Here is an 18,967-nt window from a genome sequence, read left to right as displayed (position 1 = left end):
TGCCGCCGCCGCCCGTCAGCTCCGCACGGCCCGCGCCACCGGGATCCACAGCTCCGCCTCCGCGTCGACCGTCCCCGGTACGCGCGACGGCACCGCTCCGGCAGCGGCTACAGCGCGGCCCGGTACGCCTCCAGCCGTTCGGCCAGCTCCCGCGGGTGGCCGAGCATGGGCAGGTGGTCGCCCGGCATCTCGTCCGGCCGGAAGCCGAGCCGCTCCTCGACGTGCCGCCGCAGGAACGCGGGCGGGAAGAACCGGTCGCCGGTGGCCAGCAGGAACCTGGTCGGCACCTCCGGCCAGGCCGCCAGCGGCCACGGCGTCCCGAACGGGGTCGCGGACTGCCGCCGCTGGTGCCCCGCGAGGAGTTCCTCGGCCAGTGCGGCCGGGGTGTCGTGCAGGAACAGGGCACGCTCGTCCTCCTCCGCGCCCTCCGCCACGCCCCTGCCGCGGTCGGACTCGCGGCGGGCCGGCCAGTAGCCGGTGTTCTCCCACCACTCCCCCGGTGTCTCCCCCGGGGCCGGCACCTGGGCCTGGAGCATCACCAGCAGGTCCACCGGCACCCGCTCGCACACCAGCGGGCCGGTGAAGCCGCCGAACGAGTGCGCGACGACCACGACTTCGCCCGACCGGTCGCCGATCGCCGCGACCACCGCGTCCGCGTACCCGGCGAGCCCGGCCGCGTCGTCGTCGCAGGGCAGGTCCGGCGCCACCACCCGGTGCCCCAGCCCGCGCAACTCGGCCGCCAGCGGCTCCCAGCACCAGGCATCGGCTGCCGCGCCGTGGATCAGAACGTACGTCGTCACGGATCACTCCCCGTCCGGATCGGCCACTGCCCGCACCGCGCGAGCCTACCGACCGACCCGCCCCCGAACCGCCCGGCGACACCCGCATACTCGTCCCAACGACCACTCACCGACCGCTCGTTGGGGGAAACCCTTGTTCCATGACACCCGCCCGCGCAGCATCCGCATACCGACCCACCGCGAGACCGCCGAGGAGTGGGGCGAGCAGATCGCCGCCCTGCGCGCGGCTCCGCCCGGGTGGTCCTTCCTGCTCGGGCGGCTGTCCTCCGACGGCTACCTCTGCCACCTCGACCTCAACTACCACCTGGACGGCGAACTCGTGGCCGTCGTCCAGACCTCGCGCCCGGTTCCGCCCGGCCACCGGGTGGGCTCCCTCACCACCCCGCAGTCCCAGCTCTCCACCTTCCTGGCCAACGCGGACCGCCTCGACCCGCGCACCCACCTCGCCCCGCTCGACGGCCCGCCCACCCCGGGCGAGGTCCTGCTGCACGGCGTCCCCGTCCCCGTCGAGGTGCACCACAGCCACGGCTGCCGCAGTGCCCTCGTCCCCCGACTCCCCTCCCAGCAGGGCTACGTGATCGTCACCGCCGCAACCGCCCACTGGGCCACCGCGACCGACCTCGCGCTCCGACCCCCGGCCGCCTTCTGAGCAGATCTCTGAGCGGCCGGTCCGCGAACGATCCCGCGCCCACGCCCATTCCCCCGTTCGAGTGGCCGGCGATCACATCCGGCCCTCCTCGGCAGTTCCCGTACCGGGAAAGGAGGTTGGGGTTAGCCTGTGCCCATGGTTGCACACTGCAAGGAAGAAGTAGCCATGGGTGACGAGGAGTTCGTCAGCGGCCCCGCGCTGATCCTCCAGGCCCTCGCCTCCGACCCCGACCGGCGGGCCGTCGTCACCGCCGACGGCGCCGGGATCACCGCCGGCGACTTCGCCGCCGCCACCTACCGCCTCGCCCACGAGCTGATCGCCCGCGGCGCCGCCCTCGGCACCACCGTGACCCTGCTGACCGGCAACACCCCCGAGGCCCTCGGCGCCCGGTACGCGGCCGGCCTCGCGGGGGCCCGGGTGGTGAACCTGTACGACGGCATGAGCATCCCGGTCCTGGCCGAGATCACGGCGAGCGTCGACACCACCCTGCTACTCGTGGACGCCGAACGGTACGCCTCCGCCCGCGAGTTGCTCCCGCTGATCGACGTTCCGACCGTCCTCACCCTCGGCCCCTGGCCGACGGACGGCGGCGCCCCCGCCATCGGCGAGGACGTCGTCGCCGCCTCCGCCCACCGCCCCGCCGAGCCCCCGGGCGTGCGGATCGGCCCGGAGGACGACCTCGGCATCCGCCACACCGGCGGCACCACCGGCATCCCGAAGGGCATCCTGAGCCTGCACGGGCCCTACCGCCGCATCTTCGACTCCCCGTTCGGCGCGGACCCGGCCGACGGCGCACCCCGCCTCCTCGCCGCCACCCCGCTCGCCCACCTGGCCGGGGTCCTCACCGACCTGATGCTCCAGCGCGGCGGCACGGTGGTCCTCCAGCGCTCCTTCGACCCCGGCGCCGTCCTGGCCGCCCTCGAGCGCGAGCGCATCACCGACGTCTGGCTGCTGCCGCCGCTGCTCCACCAGCTGCTCGACCACCCCGCGATCGGCCGCACCGACCTGTCCGGCCTACGGCACGTCCTGTACGGAGGCAGCGCCGCCTCGCCGACCCGGGTCCGCGAGGCGCTCAAGGTCTTCGGGCCCGTCCTGTTCGGGGTCTACGGGATGTCGGAGGCCCAGCTGATCTCCATGCTCACCCCACAGGAGCACGACCGGGTCGGCCCGGACAGCACCCAGGTCCCGGTCGGCCGGCCCGTCCCGGGCGTCGAGGTGGCGATCCGCTCGCTCGACGGCACCGACCTGCCGCCCGGCGAGCAGGGTGAGATCCACCTGCGCTCCGACGTCGTCATGGCCGGGTACTGGAAGCGGCCCGACCTCACCGCCGCCGTGCTGCGGGACGGCTGGCTGAACACCGGCGACGTCGGCTACGTCGACGAGGACGGCTACCTCTACCTCTCCGACCGGATCAAGGACCTGATCATCGTGGTCGGCGGGCACGTCTACCCGTCCGAGGTGGAGGACCTCCTCGTCACCCACCCGGCGGTCGCCCGCTGCGCGGTCTTCGGGGTCCGCGACGACCAGGCGGCGGAGCACGTCCACGTCGCCGTCGTCCCCGCCCCGGGGCAGCGGCCGCGGCTGGACGAACTCCGCGCCTTCGTCACCGAACGCAAGGGCCGGATCTTCGCCCCCGAGGTGCTCCACCTCGTCGACGAGATCCCGCTGACGCCCGTCGGCAAGCCCGACAAGAAGCGTCTGCGCGAGACCGCCACGAACTGAGGGCGCCCCGCGCTCGGCGTTCGGCGTCCCGCGTTCCGCGTTCCGCCGACTTCACCCCAAGGTGGGGTTTGGCTCAACGAACCCCGAGCCCCGTGCCGAGAAGCCAACGGGGTGGCGGCGCTGAGGGCCGCCACCCCGCTCCCCGGGCGGCGCCCGGCGGCAACTCCCGCACCGGACGGGCCGGTTCGGCCCCCTCCGCTACTCCTCCACCCGGCCGCGGAAGGCGCGGCGGTACTCCCGCGGGGCCACGCCCACCCGGGCCGTGAAGACCGGGCGCAGCGAGACGGCCGAGGCGAAGCCGCAGCGGCCGGCGACGGTGTCGACGGGCAGGTCGGTCTCCTCCAGGAGGCGCTGGGCGGTGAGGACGCGCTGGTCGAGGAGCCAGCGCATCGGGGTGGAGCCGGTGGTGGCGGTGAAGCGGCGGGCGAAGGTGCGGTCGGACATCAGGGCGGTGGCGGCCATCCGGTGCACGGTCCAGGGGGTGTCGAGGGAGGCCAGGACCTCGGCGCGCAGGCGGGCCAGCGGGTCGTCGTCGCCGGCGGCGCCGTCCGGGACCGGGGAGGGGATGAACTGGGCCTGGCCACCCGCCCGGAAGGGGGCGGTGACCATGGCGCGGGCGATGGTCGCGGCGGCCTGCTGGCCGTGGGCGGTGCGGACGAGGTGGAGGCAGAGGTCGATGCCCGCCGCGACGCCGGCCGAGGTCCACAGGCCGTCGCCGCCGGTGAAGAGCACCTCGGGCCGGACCGTCACCGCCGGGAAGCGGCGGGCGAGTTCGGGCGCCAGCGCCCAGTGGGTGGTGGCCTCGCGGCCGTCCAGCAGGCCGGCCTCGGCGAGGACGAAGGCCCCCGCGCAGAGCGAGGCGACCGGGACGCCGGCGGCGGCGACGGCCCGCAGGGCGTCCAGGACCTCCGGACTGCGCGGGGCGGCCGGGTCCTCGACGCCGGGCACCACCACCAGGTCGCAGTCGGCCAGTGCCGCCGGCCCGTGGTCGGGGACGCGCTCCAGCCCGCCGCCCAGACGCACCCGCGAGCCCTCCGGCCCGCAGACCCGCAGGTCGAAGGCGGGCAGGCCGGGCCGGGAGGTCCGGTTCTGCCACACCTCGCCGATCACCGCGTAGTCGAAGGCCCGGACTCCGTCGAAGATCAGGCAACCCACCGTTCGCATGGCAGGAACAGTAGGCCTGTCCGTGGCAGGAATCCATCGATGGGTGGCCTCCCTGCCCATCACGCCTCCCCGGTGCCGCCGACCAGGATGGACGGCATGACGAACACCGACGCCTTCGACGCCCCGCTCACCCTCGACCCCGACGCCGTCCTGCTGCTCATCGACGTCCAGAAGGGCTTCGAGGACACCTCCTTCTGGGGCCCGCGCGACAACCCGCAGGCCGAGCAGCGGATGGCCGAGCTGATCGCCGCCTGGCAGGCCACCGACCGGCCGATCGTCACCGTGCAGCACGCCTCCGCGGCCGGCCCGCTCGCCGAGGGCACCCCGGGGTACGAGCTGAAGGACTTCGTCGCCGGCCTCACCCCCGCCCTGCACGTCACCAAGACCGTCAACAGCGCCTTCTACGGCACCCCGGACCTGCACGCCTGGCTCCAGGAACGCGGCGCCCGGCAGGTCGTGGTCACCGGGATCATCACCAACGTGTGCAACGAGACCACCGCCCGGATGGCCGGCAACCTCGGCTACGACGCGATCTTCCCCACCGACGCCATGCACTCCTTCGACATGACCGGCCCCGACGGCACCACCGTCCCCGCCGCCGACCTCGCCCGCGCCACGGCGACCACCCTGCACGCGATGCGCTTCGCCAAGGTGGTGACGACGGAGCGGGTGCTCCGGGCCGCCAAGGCCTGAGCAGACGGCGGAGCGGGTGCTCCGGGCCGCTAAGGCCTGAGCAGCGGTTGGTACGCGTTGCCCTCCTCCGCGTTGAGCAGCACGTACGAGGCACCGAGGCCCAGCGCGAGCTCCCGCAGCCGCGCCAGGGCCTCGGCCGCGGAGGGGACGTCGAGGCCGAGCGCGGCGGCCGCCGCGTCCCGCTCGGCGAGCAGCCCGGGCTCCTCCTCCCGGTACTCCTCGGCCGCCTCGGCGCTCTCCTCGGCCGTCAGCCGCGGGCAGTCCCGCCACCACGGCACCGCCAGCAGCAGCCGGACCAGCTCCGGCACCCCGACGGCCAGCAGGGCCGCGCCGCCCTCGGAGTCGGCGTACAGCACGGGCCGTTCCTCGCCGCCCTCCCCGCAGAGGAAGTAGGTGCCGCCGGCGCCGTCCTTGGCCACCGGCTCCAGGGCCGCGCCCGAGGCGAGCACCACCTCCTCGACGTGCCGGTAGCTGCGGGAGGGATCGAACTCGCCCGGCCAGGCCAGGAAGTCGGCGGCGGCGGAGTCGGCGCGGATCGCATCGAGGAGGGACATGGCGGCCACCCTACGGACCGCCACGGACAGTCCTCAGACCGCCAGCCGCTCCGCGAGGTACTCCTCCCAGGTCCGCCGCCCGTGCTCGGCCCCCGCCGGGGCCAGGTTCTCCCCCGCCCGGTACGCCCGCCCGACCTTGCCCGGCACCCGCAGCGGCAGGTGCGGGCGGCGGCGGCCGCGCGCCGCGAGGTAGCCGCGGGTCAGCTCGGCCATCTCGTACACCGTGGGGCCGGCCAGGTCCGGCACCGCTCCGGCCGGCTCGCCGAGCGTCAACTCCACCAGGCGGGCTGCGACTTCCCGTACGTCCACCGGCTGCCAGCGGACCCCGCCGGGGGCCGGGACGAGCGGCAGCCCGGCCATCTTCCCGGCCACCGTGAACGCCAGGTCGTGGAACTGCGCGGCCCGCAGGATCGTGTACGGCAGGCCCGAGTCGGCCACCGCCCGCTCGGCGGCGTGCTTGGCCCGGAAGTAGCCGAGCGGCAGCCGGTCCGCGCCGATCACCGAGATGTACACCAGGTGCCGCACCCCGGCCCGCCGGGCGGCGGCGACCAGCAGTCGGGTGGCGACGTCGTCGCCCTTGGGGCCGCCGGCCAGGTGCAGCACGGTGCCCACCCCCGCCAGCGCCTCGTCCAGCCGCCCGGCCGCCGTCGCCGGGTCGCCGAGCAGGTCGCCGAGCGCGTACGTCACGCCGTCGGCGTCCGGACGGCCCTGCCGGCTGAGCACGCGCACCGGCAGCCCGGCGGCGCGCAGCAGCGGGACCACCTGTCGGCCCAGGGTTCCGGTACCGCCGGTGACCAGCACGGTGTCCTTCGTCATGATCGTCTCCGATTCGTCCCGGGCGGGGAGTTGATCTCCCCGCCGCAGCCGTTGTTGGGTGGCTCCTGCTGCCCTGACCCCCGGCGACGAAGGAATGTGACACGTGGACGAGAAGGTGGACGGGAGCGCGGCCCGGGCCGCGCTCTTCGAGGAGCACCGCCCGCACCTGCGCGCCGTCGCGTACCGGATGCTCGGCTCGATCAGCGAGGCCGAGGACGCCCTCCAGGAGGCCTGGCTCCGCTACGACCGCACCGACACCGCCGGGGTGGCCAACCTCGGCGGCTGGCTCACCACGGTCGTCTCGCGGGTCTGCCTGAACCTGCTGCGCACCCGCGCCCAGCGCCGCGAGGAGCCGCTGGAGCCCGCCGGACCGGACGGCGAGCCCGGCCCGCCGCGCATCCCGGACCCGCTGCTGCGGCGCGAGGGCGTGGTGGACCCGGAGCAGGAGGTGATGCTCGCGGACTCGGTCGGGCTGGCGCTGATGGTGGTGATGGAGTCGCTGTCACCGGCCGAGCGGGTCGCCTTCGTCCTGCACGACCTGTTCGCGGTGCCGTTCGAGGAGATCGCCCCGCTGATCGAGAAGACCGCGGCCGCCACCCGCCAGCTGGCCAGCCGGGCCCGCCGCAAGGTGCAGGGGCAGGCGCCCGCGCCCGACCCCGACCTCGGCCGGCAGCGGCTGGCCGTGGACGCGTTCTTCGCCGCCGCCCGCAACGGCGACCTGGGCGCGCTCGTCGCCGTGCTCGACCCGGACGTGGTGCTGCGCTCGGACGGCGGCGCCGCGATGGCCCGGCACACGGTGGTGCTCTCGGGCGCCGACACGGTGGCCGGCCAGGCCGTCCTGTGGGGCACGCTGTCGCCGTTCGCCCGCCCGGCGCTGGTCAACGGCACCGCCGGCGCGGTGGTCATCGGCGACAACGGCCGGGCGCTGTCGATCATGGCGTTCACCGTGGTGGACGGCGCGATCGTGGCGATCGATGTGCTCACCGACCCGGAGCGGCTGGCGGCCCTGGACCTCTCGGACTTCCGGAACGCCTGACCCCGGGCGCACGGAACCCCGGGTGCACGGAACGGGGTGGGCGGGGCCGTCGCCCCTCCCACCCCGTTCCGCTCGCGGCGCCCCGTCCTCCTCGCGGCGCCCCGGGCCCCTCAGCGCCCGACGGCGCCGTCGAGCTGCTCGCGGATGATGTCCGCGTGCCCGGCGTGCCGCCCGGTCTCCTCGATCATGTGGACCAGCACCCAGCGCAGCGACGGCCCCTCGCTGGCGTCCGGCCGCAGCGAGCGCACGCCCGGCCGGTCCAGGTCCGGGGCGGCCGCGGCCACCGCGTTGGACCGCTCGATCGCCTCCCGGTAGGCGGCGACCTCCGCGGCCACCGTCGCGCCGTCCAGCGGCACCTCGTCCGACTCGCGCGGCTCCTCGCCCTCGCCCCGGTAGGCCCAGGTGAACCAGTTGTCCTCGACCACGGTCAGGTGCCGCACCAGCCACAGCAGGCTGGTGCCGGAGGCGACGCCGGGGCGCCGGGCGTCCTCGTCGCAGACGCCGTCGAGCTTGGCGACGACCGCCTCGCGCAGGTAGTCGAGGAAGGTCAGCAGGGTGGTCGGCTCGTCCGCGTTCAGACTCGGCGGACGGACGTCGGAGAGCTTGCCCGGGGCGGTGTTCTCGGTCATCGCGCCACCCTAGCCAGCGCCGCACCCCCGGGAAACCGACTTTGAGGCCGCGTCACCAGCCCTGCGCGGTCACCCAGTCGGCCAGCTTGCGGGCGCAGTCGTCCACCGACTCCTTCCAGCTGTGCGCCGCGCCGTCCCCGGCCTCGTCGCTGACGTGCTTGACCAGCCGCACCGGCACCCCGGCGCGGTGCGCGACGGTGGCGACGGCGTAGCCCTCCATGTCCACCAGGTCGGCGTGCTCGGCGAGCCGGTCGCGGGCGTCCGGGTCGGAGACGAAGAGGTCGCCGGTGGCCAGCACCGGGCCGTCGCCCTTGCCGATCACCAGCGGGGCGCCGTACTCACGCCCGGTGAGCGCGTGCAGGGTGGCGGTGTCCAGATCGTGCTGGATCACCTGGACCACGTGGTGGATGCCCTCCCAGCCGGGGCGCAGGGCGCCGGCCGTGCCGAGGTTGATCACCTCGGAGGGCTTCTCGCCCTGCGCGAGGACGGTGGCCAGCGCGACGGCGGCGTTGACCTTCCCGATCCCGGTGAGCAGCACGGGCAGGCGGTCGTCCAGGTGGGCGGCCTCCTCGCGCACGGCGACGACGAGCAGCGGGCGGTCGGGCGAGATCGTTCCAAGCAGGCGCATACCTCCATCGTACGGAGCGAGGGGGTGCCGCACCCGGGATTGCGCGCCCGTGAACGGGGCCCCGGGCCGCGGCGTACCCCCGCGCTCCGCCCGGCCGGGGGAACCGCACGGGGCGCGGCCCGCGTCGGATGGTTCGCCACCTCCTCGGCCGAGGCTCGGGAGCGGCGGGAACGACGGGAGCGGCGGGAACGGTACGGATCGCACCGGCGGGAGCGGCGGGAACGGCCGTACCAGCGGCACGAGCCGTCCCGGGGAGCGTGCACGACATGCTCAAGATCGGCGCAAGTCGGGTGTGGTCGGGGGGAGGGACGGCCATACTGCTGCCATCGGTCGGGCCCCGGGGACGGGCCCGGCCCCAGGGGAGGATGAGGCGGGTGGCAAGACCAGTAGGCAGCGGCGCGTCCGGCGCCGGGTTCCCGGGACGGCCCGGCCGGCCGCCGGGGCCGCCGGGCACACCGGGCGTACCGGGCACACCGATGGCGACGGCCGCACCGGCGACGACGGCCGGCCCGGTGGCCCCGGCCGGCCCCGGAGCGGCGGCCCCGGTCGCGAAGCCCGGCGGTGCTCCCGCGAAGCGCCCCCCGACGACCGTCGCCACCGGCGTGCGCGCCCGGCTCGCACAGGCCACCCGCACGCCCCCGGGCCGGCTGCGGCTGGCCGGGGTGGTGCTCGCCGTGCTCACCGTCGCCTTCGGCGGCCTCACCGCCTGGCAGTTGGAGACCAGGGCGCAGGCCGCCGACCGGGTGGTCTCGTACAGCCAGCCGCTCAGCCGGGACGCCGCCGAGATCCACCGCAACCTGGCCGACGCCGCCACCACCGCGGCGAGCGGCTTCCTGCTGGCCGGCGCCGAGCCCGAAGAGGTCCGCAACCGCTACGAGCAGGACGTCGCCACCGCCGCCAAGCTGATCGCCGAGGCCGCCGCCCGGACCACGGCGACCTCCCCCGCGCAGGGCTCGCTCGCCCGACTGAACCAGCAACTCCCGGTGTACGCCGGCCTGGTGGAGACCGCGCGGGCCGACAACCGGCAGGGCATACCGCTCGGCGGCGCCTACCTGCGGTACGCCTCCGAGCAGATGCAGACCGTGCTGCTGCCGGCCGCCGCCGAGCTGGCCGCCGTGGAGGACCGGGAGCTGGCCGACGACCACGCCGAGGCCAGGGCGGTGCCGTGGGGGGCGTACGGCCTGGCGCTGGTCACCCTGGTCGCGCTGGTCCGGGTGCAGCTGACGCTGTTCCGCCGCACCAACCGGGTCTTCAACATCGGGCTGCTGGGCGCCACCGCCGCCGTGCTGGCCGGCGCCCTGTGGCTGACCGTCACCGGACTGGCCACCACTTCGGCGCTCCAGCAGAGCCGGCGGGAGGGCGCGGCCCCGCTGCGGGCGCTCAACTCCGCCCGGGTGGACGTGCTGACCGCCCGGCTGGCGGAGAACCTGCACTTCGTCGCCCGCGGCTCGACCACCCGGTACGCCGACCAGTGGACGAAGGCCACCCAGCACCTGGCCGGCGCCGGGGACCTCCCGCCGGACCGCTCCGACGGCTCACTGCCGGAGGCCGTCCGACTGGCGCCGTCGGCCGCCGTGTCGAGCGTGGTGGACGCCTCGAAGCAGTTCGACGAGTGGCGTCGGCGGCACGACGCCGCCCGGGACCGGGAGGTCAACGACGCCGACTACCAGGCCGCCCTGGAGGCCACCGTGACCGCCAAGGGCGACGCGGCCACCGCCGACGCCGCCTTCGACGCCACCGACAAGGCGCTCGCGCAGGCCGCCGCCATCGAGCAGGACCGCTTCGACAAGGCCGCCGAGGGCACCGGCGGGGACCTGCGCGCCGCCGCCGTCGCCGTCGCGCTGCTCGGCCTGGTGGCCGCGGCCGCCGCGCTGCGGGGCCTCGGCCGGCGACTGGCCGAGTACCGGTAACGGGCAAGGGGGAGACGGAACCGATGCGCAACAGAGGACTCAGCGGATCCAGGAACAGGACCAGGCCCGCCGCCGCGCTGGCCCTGCTGGCGGCCGGCGCGGCCGTGCTCGCCGGGGGCGGCCCGGTCGGCGCCGTGCCGACGGCCACGACCGCCGCGCCCCTGGCCGTACAGCAGGAGCAGACCCCGGCCGACGGCTGCGACGTCAACAAGAGCGTGCCGCCGAGCAGCGAGGACGGCCCGGCCGTGAAGGCCATCAAGACCAAGCGCAGCCTGGTGATCGGGGTGGACCAGAACAGCTACCGCTGGGGCGCCCGCAACCCGAACACCGGCCAGATCGAGGGCTTCGACATCGACCTCGCCCGGGCGATCGGCGCGGCCGTCATGGGCGATCCGGAGAAGGTGGTGCTCAAGCCGGTGGCCACGGCCGACCGGATCGACGCCATCAAGAAGGGCCGGGTCGACCTGATCGTCCGCACCATGACGATCAACTGCAAGCGGATGGAGGACGTCGCCTTCTCCAAGCCGTACTTCAACATCAGCCAACGCGTCCTGGTGCCGAAGTCGTCGCCGGCGAAGAACATCGACGACGCGATCAAGGACAAGGCGGTCTGCGCCGCCGACGGCTCCACCGCGCTGGCCATCGTCAAGGAGAAGAACACGGCCCGGCAGGTCGTCACGGTGGAGAACCAGCTGGACTGCCTGGTCCTGATGCAGCTCGGCAAGGTCGACGCCACCATGACCGACAACGGCCTGGCGGCCGGTCAGGCCGCGCAGGACCAGACCGTGCGGATCGTGGACGGCGAGGCCCAGCCGGAGGTGATCGGCGTCGCCATGCTCAAGGACAGCACCGACCTGACCGCCCGGGTCAACCAGGTCCTGGCCGACTACTACGCGCGCGGGGACTGGGCCCGTTCGTACGAGCACTGGCTCAAGCCGTACATGGTCAACGAGGCCGAGCACTACTGGCCGGGCACCCACTGAGGCGGCGCCGGGGCCTTCCCGGGGCTTGCCCGGAGCCTTCCCGGGGCGAGGGAACAGGACGGCGCGCGGTGACGCGCAGGACGGCGCGGAGGAGGTAGCGCACGGGTCGTCAGCGGGGCGCTGACGGTGTCTTGACGCCCCGCGCCCGCTCTGCCGCAACGGCCACCGGTTAGGGTTCGGGACGATCACCACGGGGAGACCGGTGGTGGACACGGGGGTTGTCGCGGGACCGCACGTCCGGTACGTCGAGCACGTCAGGCACGTCGGGATCGCACGCGAGGAAGGAAGGACACCGCGGTGGCGGCATCGGCTGGCCCGGTACTGAGCCGGGAGGAGGTCGACCGCGCGCTCGCCCGCCTCGGCGCGGAGCGGGACGCGGTCGAGTCGGCACTGCTCGCCCTCCAGGACCACCCGGGCCTGCGGCTGCTGGACGGCGCCGAGCTGTCCGGGCGCACCCTGGAGCGCTGGTCGGTCGCCGGCAAGGGCCTGCCGCTGCTCTGGGCGCTGTTCGACCGCTACTCCGAGGCACTGGCCTCGGCCCGGGCCGTACGGGCCCGCAAGGCCAAGCCCGGCGGGCCCGAACTCGCCGAGCTGAGCGAACTGCTGACCGGCGACGCCGTGACCGTCCCGGGCGGAGTGGTGCCGGACGGCCCGCAGGTGCTCGGCGCGCCCGCCAAGCTGGTGGAACGGATCAGCCTGGACGCGCTGATGGCCCGGATGAACTCCTGGTACGCCACCGTGCTGGAGGTGGTCAGCGCCGCCGACGCGGTCTGGTCCGCGCTGCCGGCCCGGATCGACCTGCTGCTCGCCGAGCTCCAGCGGGTGCGCACCCTGGCCGCCTCGCTCGGCGTGCGCACCGGCGCCCACCCGCTGGGCGACGACCTGGCCGGCATCGAGAAGGACCTCACCGACCTGCGCACCGAGGTGCGCGGGGACCCGCTCGCGCTGTGGCGCCCGGCCCGGGTGCCCGCCCAGCGCGGCACCGTCCCGGAGGGCTCGGCCTTCGCCGGCCCGGCCGGGATGGTGGACACCGAGCGGTTCGACCGGGCCGGACGGGCGCTGGACGGCGTCCGGCTGGAGCTGGAGGACCTGCTGCGGCTGCGCGACGAGGCCGAGGAGCGCCTCCAGGGCGTCGGCGACCTGCTCCAGCGGGCCGACGCCACCCTGGCCGAGGCCCGCCGGGCGCGCGGCGAGGTGCTGGCGAAGATAGCGTCCAGTGACGTCCCGGCGGTGCCCGGGCCCGCCTCGGCGCTGCGCGAGCGGATCGTCGCGGCGCTGGACCTGCGCCAGGCCGGGCAGTGGGGCCGGCTGGCACCGCTGCTGGACACCCTGGAGGACGCCGCCGCCAAGGAGCTGACCCGGGCCCGGCAGTCGCTCACCGAGGTGACCCAGCCGCTGGCCGTCCGGGCCGAGCTGCGCGGTCGGCTGGACGCCTACAAGGCGATGGCGGCCCGGCTGCGGGTCTCCGAGGACCCGGAAGTGATCGAGCGGTACGAGAAGGCGCGCTGGCTGCTGTGGAGCGCGCCCTGCGACCTGCGGGCGGCGGCCGCCGCGGTGGCCCGGTTCCAGCAGTCGCTGCGGCCGGCCCACACCGAGGCCGAAGCCGGGCAGGCTCAGGAGGCGGCCGGACAGCCGCCGGCCGACGGACAGGTTCAGGGGGGCTGAGGTTGATGGGCGGGACGTGCGAACGGCCGGAGTGCTCCGGCAGCGGCAGGATCGACGCCGACGGCTACTGCGACGAGTGCGGACTGGCTCCGGCGGGCCGGACCACCGCGACGCCCGCCGCGTCCGGGACCTCCGGGGCCTCCGGGGCCTCCGGGGCCTCGACGGCCGGGGCACCGGAGTCCGCCGGCCCCGGCTCGCCCTGCCCGCGCGACTGCTCCGGCACCATCGACCCGGACGGCTACTGCGACGAGTGCGGTCTGACCCCGCCCGGCGACGACACCGGCGTCACCCAGCCGTACGTCCCCTCCGCCCGGGTCTCCCCCGGCTCCCGGCACAACGGCTCCGGGCACGGCTCCGGCCACAACGGCTCCGGTCACGGCGGCTCCGGCCACGGCGCCTCGGCCCGCGCGCTGTCGGCCCGCACCGGCTCGGCCCGTTCGATGTCCGGCCGCTCCCGCTCGGACCGCTCGACCCGCACCGGCAGCGGCCGCTCGCTCTCGGTCCGCTCCACCCGGAACAGCACCACCGCGGGCACCCGCAACCGGCTGGGCGCGGGCCTGGTCACCGTACCGACCGTCGAGGCGGCCGACCCGGCCCGGGCGGTGCTGGCCGACCCGGAGGTGCCCGAGCGCAAGCGGTTCTGCTCCAGGTGCGACGCCCCGGTGGGCCGGGAGAAGAACGGCCTCCCGGGCCGCCCCGACGGCTTCTGCACCAAGTGCGGCACGCCGTACTCGTTCACGCCCAAGCTGCGCCGCGGCGACCTGGTCGGCGGGCAGTACGAGGTGGTGGGCTGCCTGGCGCACGGCGGCCTCGGCTGGATCTACCTGGCAGTGGACCGGCGGGTCAACGACAAGTGGGTGGTGCTCAAGGGCCTGCTGGACACCGGGGACGAGGACGCCCTCGCGGTGGCCGTCGCCGAGCGGCGCTTCCTGGCCGAGGTGGACCACCCGAACATCGTCCGGATCATCAACTTCGCCGAGCACCCGGACCTGCGCACCGGCGCCACCGACGGCTACATCGTGATGGAGTACGTCGGCGGGAAGTCGCTCAAGGACATCGCCAACGAGCGCCGCACCGCGGACGGCCGGCGCGAGCCGCTGCCCGTGGAGCAGGCGATCGCGTACGTGCTGGAGGCGCTGCCGGCCCTGGGCTACCTGCACGGCCGGGGCCTGGTGTACTGCGACTTCAAGATCGACAACGTGATCCAGAGCGGCGACGCGCTCAAGGTCATAGACATGGGCGCGGTCCGCCGGCTCGACGACGACGGCCCGATCTACGGCACCATCGGCTACCAGGCCCCGGAGATCGCCGCCGACGGCCCCTCCGTCGCCTCCGACCTCTACACCGTGGCCCGCACCCTCGCGGTGCTCACCTTCGACTTCCAGGGCTACAGCACCACCTACCGCGACTCGCTGCCCGGCCCCGAGCACGTCGAGGTCTTCGCCCGGTACGAGTCGTTCTACCGCTTCCTGGTCCGCGCCACCGACCCGGACCCGGCCCGCCGCTTCGCCTCCGCCGAGGAGATGGCCGACCAGCTCACCGGCGTGCTGCGGGAGGTCCTGGCCCTCCAGGACGACCGGCCCCGGCCCGCGCCTTCCACCCTGTTCGGGCCCGAACTGCGCGTCGTCGACACCGAGTTGGTGCTGCCCACCGAGCAGGCCGGGCGACTCCGGGTGGCCCCCCTGGACCCGGCCGCCGCCGCCCTCGCGCTGCCCGTCCCCCGGGTCGACCCCGGTGACCCCAACGCCGGCTTCCTGGCCGTCCTGGTCACCCCCGACCCCGAGGAGACGCTCGCCGCGCTGGCCGCCGCGCCCGCCGTCTCGGTCGAGAGCCGGCTGCGCGAACTGCGCGCCCTGCTCGAACTCGGCCGCCACGCGGACGCCGTGAGCCGCCTCGCCGAACTGGAGCGGGACCAGCCGGACGACTGGCGGGTGGTCTGGTACCGCGGCCTGACCGCACTGGTCGGCAGCGGCCCGGCCCCGACGAACGGGCGGACGCCGGAAAGCGGGCGGACCCCGGAGAACGGCCGGGCCCCGGAGAGCGCCCAGGCCCCGGAGAGCGGGCGCATTCCGGCCCTGCGGGCCGCCGCGGAGGCCTTCGACGCGGTCTACGACGCCTTCCCCGGCGAGGCCGCCCCCAAGCTGGCCCTCGCCATCTGCGCCGAACTGCTCGGCGACGGCGGCGACGCGGCCGAGTTCTACCGGCTGGTGTGGGCCACCGACCACGCCTACCTGAGCGCCGGCTTCGGGCTGGCCCGGGTCCGGCTGGCCGAGGAGGACCGGACCGGCGCGGTCCGCGTCCTGGAGACCGTCCCGGCCACCTCCAGCCAGTACACCGCCGCCCGGATCGCCGCCGTCCGGGCCCGGCTGCGCGAGCGCCCGGCCACCGACGACCTGGCCGCCGACCTCGGCGCGAGCTCCGCGCAGCTGACCGCGCTGCGGCTGGACTCCCGCCGCCGCGAGGAGCTCGCGGTCGAGGTGCTCGACGCGGCCCTCGGCTGGGTCGGCGCCGAGACGGCCGCCGGCCGACGGGCCACCGACCTGGTGGTACTGGGACGTCCCGCACAGGAGCGGGAACTGCGCTTCGCCCTGGAAGAGTCCTACCGGGTACTCGCCCGGTTGGCCGACCGGGCCGAGACCAGGATCGAGATGGTGGAACGGGCCAACCGTGCCCGTCCCAGGACGTGGGTGTAGCAGATGCCGCAGCAGACCGAGTGCCCGAGCTGTTCGGAGCCGATGGACCAGGAGGACGCCTTCTGCGGCTCCTGCGGGACCGGCCGGGACGGCCGGGCGGCCCCCGGCTCGATGCCGGGGAGCTGGGCCGCCGCACGCGGCGAGGCCGTACCGTCGCCGCGCGGGCCGGTCTGCGTGCACTGCGGGCAGCCGCAGGTCGCCCCGGACGGCTACTGCGAGGGCTGCGGCGGCGCCCAGCCGCGCCCGCGCGACCACATGGAGAAGTCGCTCGGCGGCGTCGCCGGGGTCAGCGACCGCGGCGTGCGCCACCACCGCAACGAGGACTCCTTCACCGTCGCCGCGACCTCGCTGCCCGGCGGCGAGCCGGTCGTGGTCGCCGTGGTGTGCGACGGCGTCTCCTCCTCCGACCGCCCGGACGAGGCCTCGGAGACCGCCGTCGACGCCGCCTCCGAGTCGCTGCTGACCGCCCTGGAGGCCGGCCGGGACCCGAACCAGGCGATGCGCCAGGCCATCGCCGACGCCGCCAAGGCCGTCGCCGACCTCGCCACCGACGGCGCCGGCCCCACCCGGCCCGACCTCAACGCGCCCGCCTGCACCTACGTCAGCGCGATAGCCGCGGGCGGGCGGGTCACCATCGGGTGGGTCGGCGACACCCGTGCGTACTGGATCCCGGACGACCGCGCCGCCGCCGAGCCGTTCCGGCTCACCCAGGACGACTCCTGGGCGGCCCGGATGGTCGAGGCCGGGCTGATGGGCGAGGCCGAGGCCTACGCCGACCCGCGCGCGCACGCGATCACCGGCTGGCTCGGCGCCGACGCCGAGGAGGTCGTGCCGCACACCCTCGACTTCACCCCGCACGTCCCCGGCGTGGTGCTGATCTGCACCGACGGGCTGTGGAACTACGCCGAGGCGGCCACCGACCTGGCGTACTACGTGCGCCCGGACGCCCGCACCGAGCCGCTCGCCACGGCGCAGACCCTGGTGAAGTTCGCGGTCGCGGCCGGCGGCCACGACAACATCACCGTCGCCGTGCTGCCGATCGACCCGCCGGCCCGCGCCGTCGAGGAGGCCGAGCAGAGCCCGACCGCGCTGGACCTGCCCGTGATCGCTCCGCGGTCGGCCGACCGGACGGCCGACCGGACGGCGGTGGAGGAGGAGGACGAGGACTACGAGCCGACCCTGCCGGACCTCCCGGTGATCGGCTCCCCCGCCGCCCCGCTGCCGCCGGTGCCCCCGGTCCCGCCCGCGCGACCGGAGGTCCCCCCGGCGCCGTCCGTCCCGCCGGCGGTCCCGCCGTCCGTCCCCGCCGCTCCCCTCCCGCCCGTCGCACCGCCCGTCCCTCCGCACCCGCCGACGGCCTGACCGACCGTCCGCCGGACGCCCCGGCCCGCCGGCCCGCCCGGCGGGCCCCCACCGTCCTGAGCACGTCCACCCCTTCACCCGACGGGAGCCGACCGCCCCATGGCAACACTGGCGAAGCCGAACCTGCCCAGGTTCGACGTGGAGATCTTCCAGAACGAGTACCTGGCCGACGGCGCCCGCGAGGTCAACGCCATCGTCACCGTCACCGCGACCGGCGGCGGCACCTCGGGCGGCCGGCCGCTCGGCTTCGCCGACGCCACCCCGGCGGGCGGCGACACCGCGGCGGCCGTGGTCATCCTGGTCGACTGCTCGGGCTCGATGGACTACCCCAAGACCAAGATCAACGGTGCTCGTGAGGCCACCGCCGCCGCCATCGACGCGCTGCGCGACGGCACCGCCTTCGCCGTGGTCGCCGGCACCCACGAGGCCCGCGACATCTACCCCGGCGACGGCACCCTCGCCACCGCCTCCGCCGCCACCCGCGGGCAGGCCAAGGAGTCGCTGCGCCGGCTCACCGCGGCCGGCGGCACCGCGATGGGCACCTGGCTGGCCAAGGCCGACCAGCTCTTCCTGACCCGCCGCGACATCGCCATCCGGCACGCCGTCCTGCTCACCGACGGCAACAACGAGCACGAGTCGGCCGAGGACCTGGCCCGCACCATCGAGCGGGTGACCGGCCACTTCACCGCCGACTGCCGCGGCGTGGGCACCGACTGGCGGATCGACGAGCTGCGCAGGATCTCCTCGGCGCTGCTCGGCACCACCGACATCGTCGCCGAACCCTCCGGCCTGGCCGAGGACTTCCGCTCGATGATGGCCGGCGCGATGGGCAAGCAGGTCGCCGACGTCGCGCTGCGGATCTGGACGCCGGCCAACGCCACCGTCAGGTTCGTCAAGCAGGTCGCCCCCTCGGTCGAGGACCTGAGCTCCCGCCGCACCGAGGCGGGCCCGCGGGCCGGCGACTACCCGACCGGCTCCTGGGGCGACGAGAGCCGCGACTACCACGTCTGCGTCGAGGTGCCGGCCGCCTCGGTCGGCAACGAGATGCTGGCCGCCCGGGTCAGCCTGGTGCTGCCCCGGCAGGTCGCCGGCGGCACCCCCGAGGTGCTCACCCAGGGCCTGGTCAAGGCCGTCTGGACGGACGACCTGGCCTCCTCCACCCGGATCAGCCCGCAGGTCGCCCACTACACCGGGCAGGCCGAGCTCGCCTCCTCCATCCAGGAGGGTCTCGAGGCCCACCGGGCCGGGGACGTCGACCGCGCGACCGCCATGCTGGGCGCCGCCGTCCGGATCGCCCACGCGACCGGGAACGAGGGCACCTACAAGCTGCTCCAGAAGGTGGTGGACGTGGTGGACCCGAAGGAGGGTACGGTTCGGTTCCGTAAGAACGTGAGCGAGGCCGACTCGATGACCCTTGAGACCCGGTCGACCAAGACGGTACGTGTGAAGAAGTGACCGCTGAAGACGTGACCGGGCCGGCACCCCGGCGCGACGCCGCACGGAGCCGGCCCGAAACGAGGGGGACCTGATGCCGATCTGCCCGAGGGGCCACGAGTCGCAGGCCGAGGACTGGTGCGACTTCTGCGGCTTCCCGATGACTCCGCCCGCCCCCACGCCGGGAGCGCACGGAGGCTACCCGGGGGCGCACGGGGCCGACCCCGTG

The 18,967-nt window shown here is 75.4% G+C and carries 16 protein-coding genes; 10 read left to right on the top strand and 6 right to left on the bottom strand.

All coding sequences use genetic code 11. From position 1 onward, the window contains the following. Nucleotides 1-107: 107 nt before the first annotated feature. Nucleotides 108-800 carry an alpha/beta hydrolase gene (locus ABZ449_RS29720; RefSeq protein ID WP_360352324.1) on the bottom strand — a complete coding sequence of 231 codons (693 nt, stop codon included), beginning with the start codon at nucleotides 798-800 and terminating at the stop codon, nucleotides 108-110. Nucleotides 801-933: 133 nt separating this feature from the next. Between ABZ449_RS29720 and ABZ449_RS29715 the strand changes: the two genes are divergently transcribed. Then, the gene (locus ABZ449_RS29715) at nucleotides 934-1,449 is read left to right on the top strand and encodes a hypothetical protein (protein ID WP_360352321.1); all 516 of its coding nucleotides are present in this window, start codon (nucleotides 934-936) and stop codon (nucleotides 1,447-1,449) included. Between the two features lie 165 nt (nucleotides 1,450-1,614). Continuing rightward, entirely contained in the window at nucleotides 1,615-3,171 is a 1,557-nt protein-coding gene (locus tag ABZ449_RS29710) for an AMP-binding protein (RefSeq protein ID WP_360352318.1), read from the top strand. A 198-nt stretch (nucleotides 3,172-3,369) separates the two neighbouring features. Here the strand turns inward: ABZ449_RS29710 and ABZ449_RS29705 are convergent, their stop codons facing one another. Beyond that, the gene (locus tag ABZ449_RS29705; protein WP_360352315.1) at nucleotides 3,370-4,335 is read right to left on the bottom strand and encodes a helix-turn-helix domain-containing protein; all 966 of its coding nucleotides are present in this window, start codon (nucleotides 4,333-4,335) and stop codon (nucleotides 3,370-3,372) included. A 96-nt stretch (nucleotides 4,336-4,431) separates the two neighbouring features. On the opposite strand from ABZ449_RS29705, the gene ABZ449_RS29700 reads away from it, so the two are divergent. Continuing rightward, the gene (locus tag ABZ449_RS29700) at nucleotides 4,432-5,028 is read left to right on the top strand and encodes a cysteine hydrolase family protein (RefSeq protein ID WP_360352312.1); all 597 of its coding nucleotides are present in this window, start codon (nucleotides 4,432-4,434) and stop codon (nucleotides 5,026-5,028) included. A gap of 29 nt (nucleotides 5,029-5,057) precedes the next feature. Here ABZ449_RS29700 and ABZ449_RS29695 read toward each other — a convergent pair whose 3' ends face one another. Next, a complete protein-coding gene (locus ABZ449_RS29695) occupies nucleotides 5,058-5,582 on the bottom strand; it encodes a hypothetical protein (RefSeq protein WP_360352309.1) in 525 nt (174 codons plus the stop codon). Nucleotides 5,583-5,615: 33 nt separating this feature from the next. Continuing rightward, complete coding sequence (locus ABZ449_RS29690) at nucleotides 5,616-6,398, bottom strand: NAD(P)H-binding protein (protein WP_360352306.1); 783 nt, start codon at nucleotides 6,396-6,398, stop codon at nucleotides 5,616-5,618. Nucleotides 6,399-6,501: 103 nt separating this feature from the next. Here ABZ449_RS29690 and ABZ449_RS29685 point away from each other — a divergent pair, with 103 nt between their 5' ends. Further along, nucleotides 6,502-7,434 (top strand): sigma-70 family RNA polymerase sigma factor, encoded by a 933-nt coding sequence (locus ABZ449_RS29685; RefSeq protein WP_360352303.1) that lies wholly within the window; start codon nucleotides 6,502-6,504, stop codon nucleotides 7,432-7,434. A 110-nt stretch (nucleotides 7,435-7,544) separates the two neighbouring features. Here the strand turns inward: ABZ449_RS29685 and ABZ449_RS29680 are convergent, their stop codons facing one another. Together ABZ449_RS29680 and ABZ449_RS29675 are read right to left on the bottom strand one after the other, a co-directional pair. Continuing rightward, on the bottom strand, nucleotides 7,545-8,063 hold the full coding sequence (locus ABZ449_RS29680) for a DinB family protein (RefSeq protein WP_360352300.1): 519 nt from the start codon (nucleotides 8,061-8,063) through the stop codon (nucleotides 7,545-7,547). 52 nt (nucleotides 8,064-8,115) lie between these two features. Then, nucleotides 8,116-8,691: a nucleosidase gene (locus ABZ449_RS29675; protein ID WP_360352298.1), complete on the bottom strand. Its 576-nt coding sequence runs from the start codon at nucleotides 8,689-8,691 to the stop codon at nucleotides 8,116-8,118. A 476-nt stretch (nucleotides 8,692-9,167) separates the two neighbouring features. On the opposite strand from ABZ449_RS29675, the gene ABZ449_RS29670 reads away from it, so the two are divergent. From ABZ449_RS29670 to ABZ449_RS29645, 6 genes are all read left to right on the top strand, one after another. Then, nucleotides 9,168-10,601, top strand: a complete 1,434-nt coding sequence (locus ABZ449_RS29670; protein WP_360352295.1) for a hypothetical protein — start codon at nucleotides 9,168-9,170, stop codon at nucleotides 10,599-10,601. Nucleotides 10,602-10,624: 23 nt separating this feature from the next. After that, on the top strand, nucleotides 10,625-11,584 hold the full coding sequence (locus ABZ449_RS29665) for a glutamate ABC transporter substrate-binding protein (RefSeq protein ID WP_360352292.1): 960 nt from the start codon (nucleotides 10,625-10,627) through the stop codon (nucleotides 11,582-11,584). A gap of 297 nt (nucleotides 11,585-11,881) precedes the next feature. Beyond that, entirely contained in the window at nucleotides 11,882-13,249 is a 1,368-nt protein-coding gene (locus ABZ449_RS29660; RefSeq protein WP_360352289.1) for a hypothetical protein, read from the top strand. Between the two features lie 5 nt (nucleotides 13,250-13,254). Continuing rightward, entirely contained in the window at nucleotides 13,255-15,942 is a 2,688-nt protein-coding gene (locus ABZ449_RS29655) for a tetratricopeptide repeat protein (RefSeq protein WP_360352287.1), read from the top strand. A gap of 3 nt (nucleotides 15,943-15,945) precedes the next feature. Further along, nucleotides 15,946-17,304 (top strand): PP2C family serine/threonine-protein phosphatase, encoded by a 1,359-nt coding sequence (locus ABZ449_RS29650; protein ID WP_360352284.1) that lies wholly within the window; start codon nucleotides 15,946-15,948, stop codon nucleotides 17,302-17,304. A gap of 99 nt (nucleotides 17,305-17,403) precedes the next feature. After that, nucleotides 17,404-18,759 carry a VWA domain-containing protein gene (locus ABZ449_RS29645; protein WP_360352281.1) on the top strand — a complete coding sequence of 452 codons (1,356 nt, stop codon included), beginning with the start codon at nucleotides 17,404-17,406 and terminating at the stop codon, nucleotides 18,757-18,759. Nucleotides 18,760-18,967: the final 208 nt, after the last annotated feature.

The sequence above is a fragment of the Kitasatospora sp. NPDC005856 genome (assembly GCF_040629945.1).
In the GTDB taxonomy this organism is placed as follows: domain Bacteria; phylum Actinomycetota; class Actinomycetes; order Streptomycetales; family Streptomycetaceae; genus Kitasatospora.
The sequence above is the reverse complement of the archived record's forward strand: the minus strand, read 5'-3'. Positions and strand labels throughout refer to the sequence as shown.

Bases quoted from the DNA above. Each gene is read 5' to 3' on its own strand.
- ABZ449_RS29695 (WP_360352309.1), bottom strand. From the start codon at position 5,582: ATGTCCCTCCTCGATGCGATCCGCGCCGACTCCGCCGCCGCCGACTTC.
- ABZ449_RS29680 (WP_360352300.1), bottom strand. From the start codon at position 8,063: ATGACCGAGAACACCGCCCCGGGCAAGCTCTCCGACGTCCGTCCGCCG.
- ABZ449_RS29655 (WP_360352287.1), top strand. From the start codon at position 13,255: ATGGGCGGGACGTGCGAACGGCCGGAGTGCTCCGGCAGCGGCAGGATC.
- ABZ449_RS29700 (WP_360352312.1), top strand. From the start codon at position 4,432: ATGACGAACACCGACGCCTTCGACGCCCCGCTCACCCTCGACCCCGAC.
- ABZ449_RS29645 (WP_360352281.1), top strand. From the start codon at position 17,404: ATGGCAACACTGGCGAAGCCGAACCTGCCCAGGTTCGACGTGGAGATC.
- ABZ449_RS29710 (WP_360352318.1), top strand. From the start codon at position 1,615: ATGGGTGACGAGGAGTTCGTCAGCGGCCCCGCGCTGATCCTCCAGGCC.
- ABZ449_RS29650 (WP_360352284.1), top strand. From the start codon at position 15,946: ATGCCGCAGCAGACCGAGTGCCCGAGCTGTTCGGAGCCGATGGACCAG.
- ABZ449_RS29665 (WP_360352292.1), top strand. From the start codon at position 10,625: ATGCGCAACAGAGGACTCAGCGGATCCAGGAACAGGACCAGGCCCGCC.
- ABZ449_RS29690 (WP_360352306.1), bottom strand. From the start codon at position 6,398: ATGACGAAGGACACCGTGCTGGTCACCGGCGGTACCGGAACCCTGGGC.
- ABZ449_RS29675 (WP_360352298.1), bottom strand. From the start codon at position 8,691: ATGCGCCTGCTTGGAACGATCTCGCCCGACCGCCCGCTGCTCGTCGTC.
- ABZ449_RS29705 (WP_360352315.1), bottom strand. From the start codon at position 4,335: ATGCGAACGGTGGGTTGCCTGATCTTCGACGGAGTCCGGGCCTTCGAC.
- ABZ449_RS29670 (WP_360352295.1), top strand. From the start codon at position 9,168: ATGGCGACGGCCGCACCGGCGACGACGGCCGGCCCGGTGGCCCCGGCC.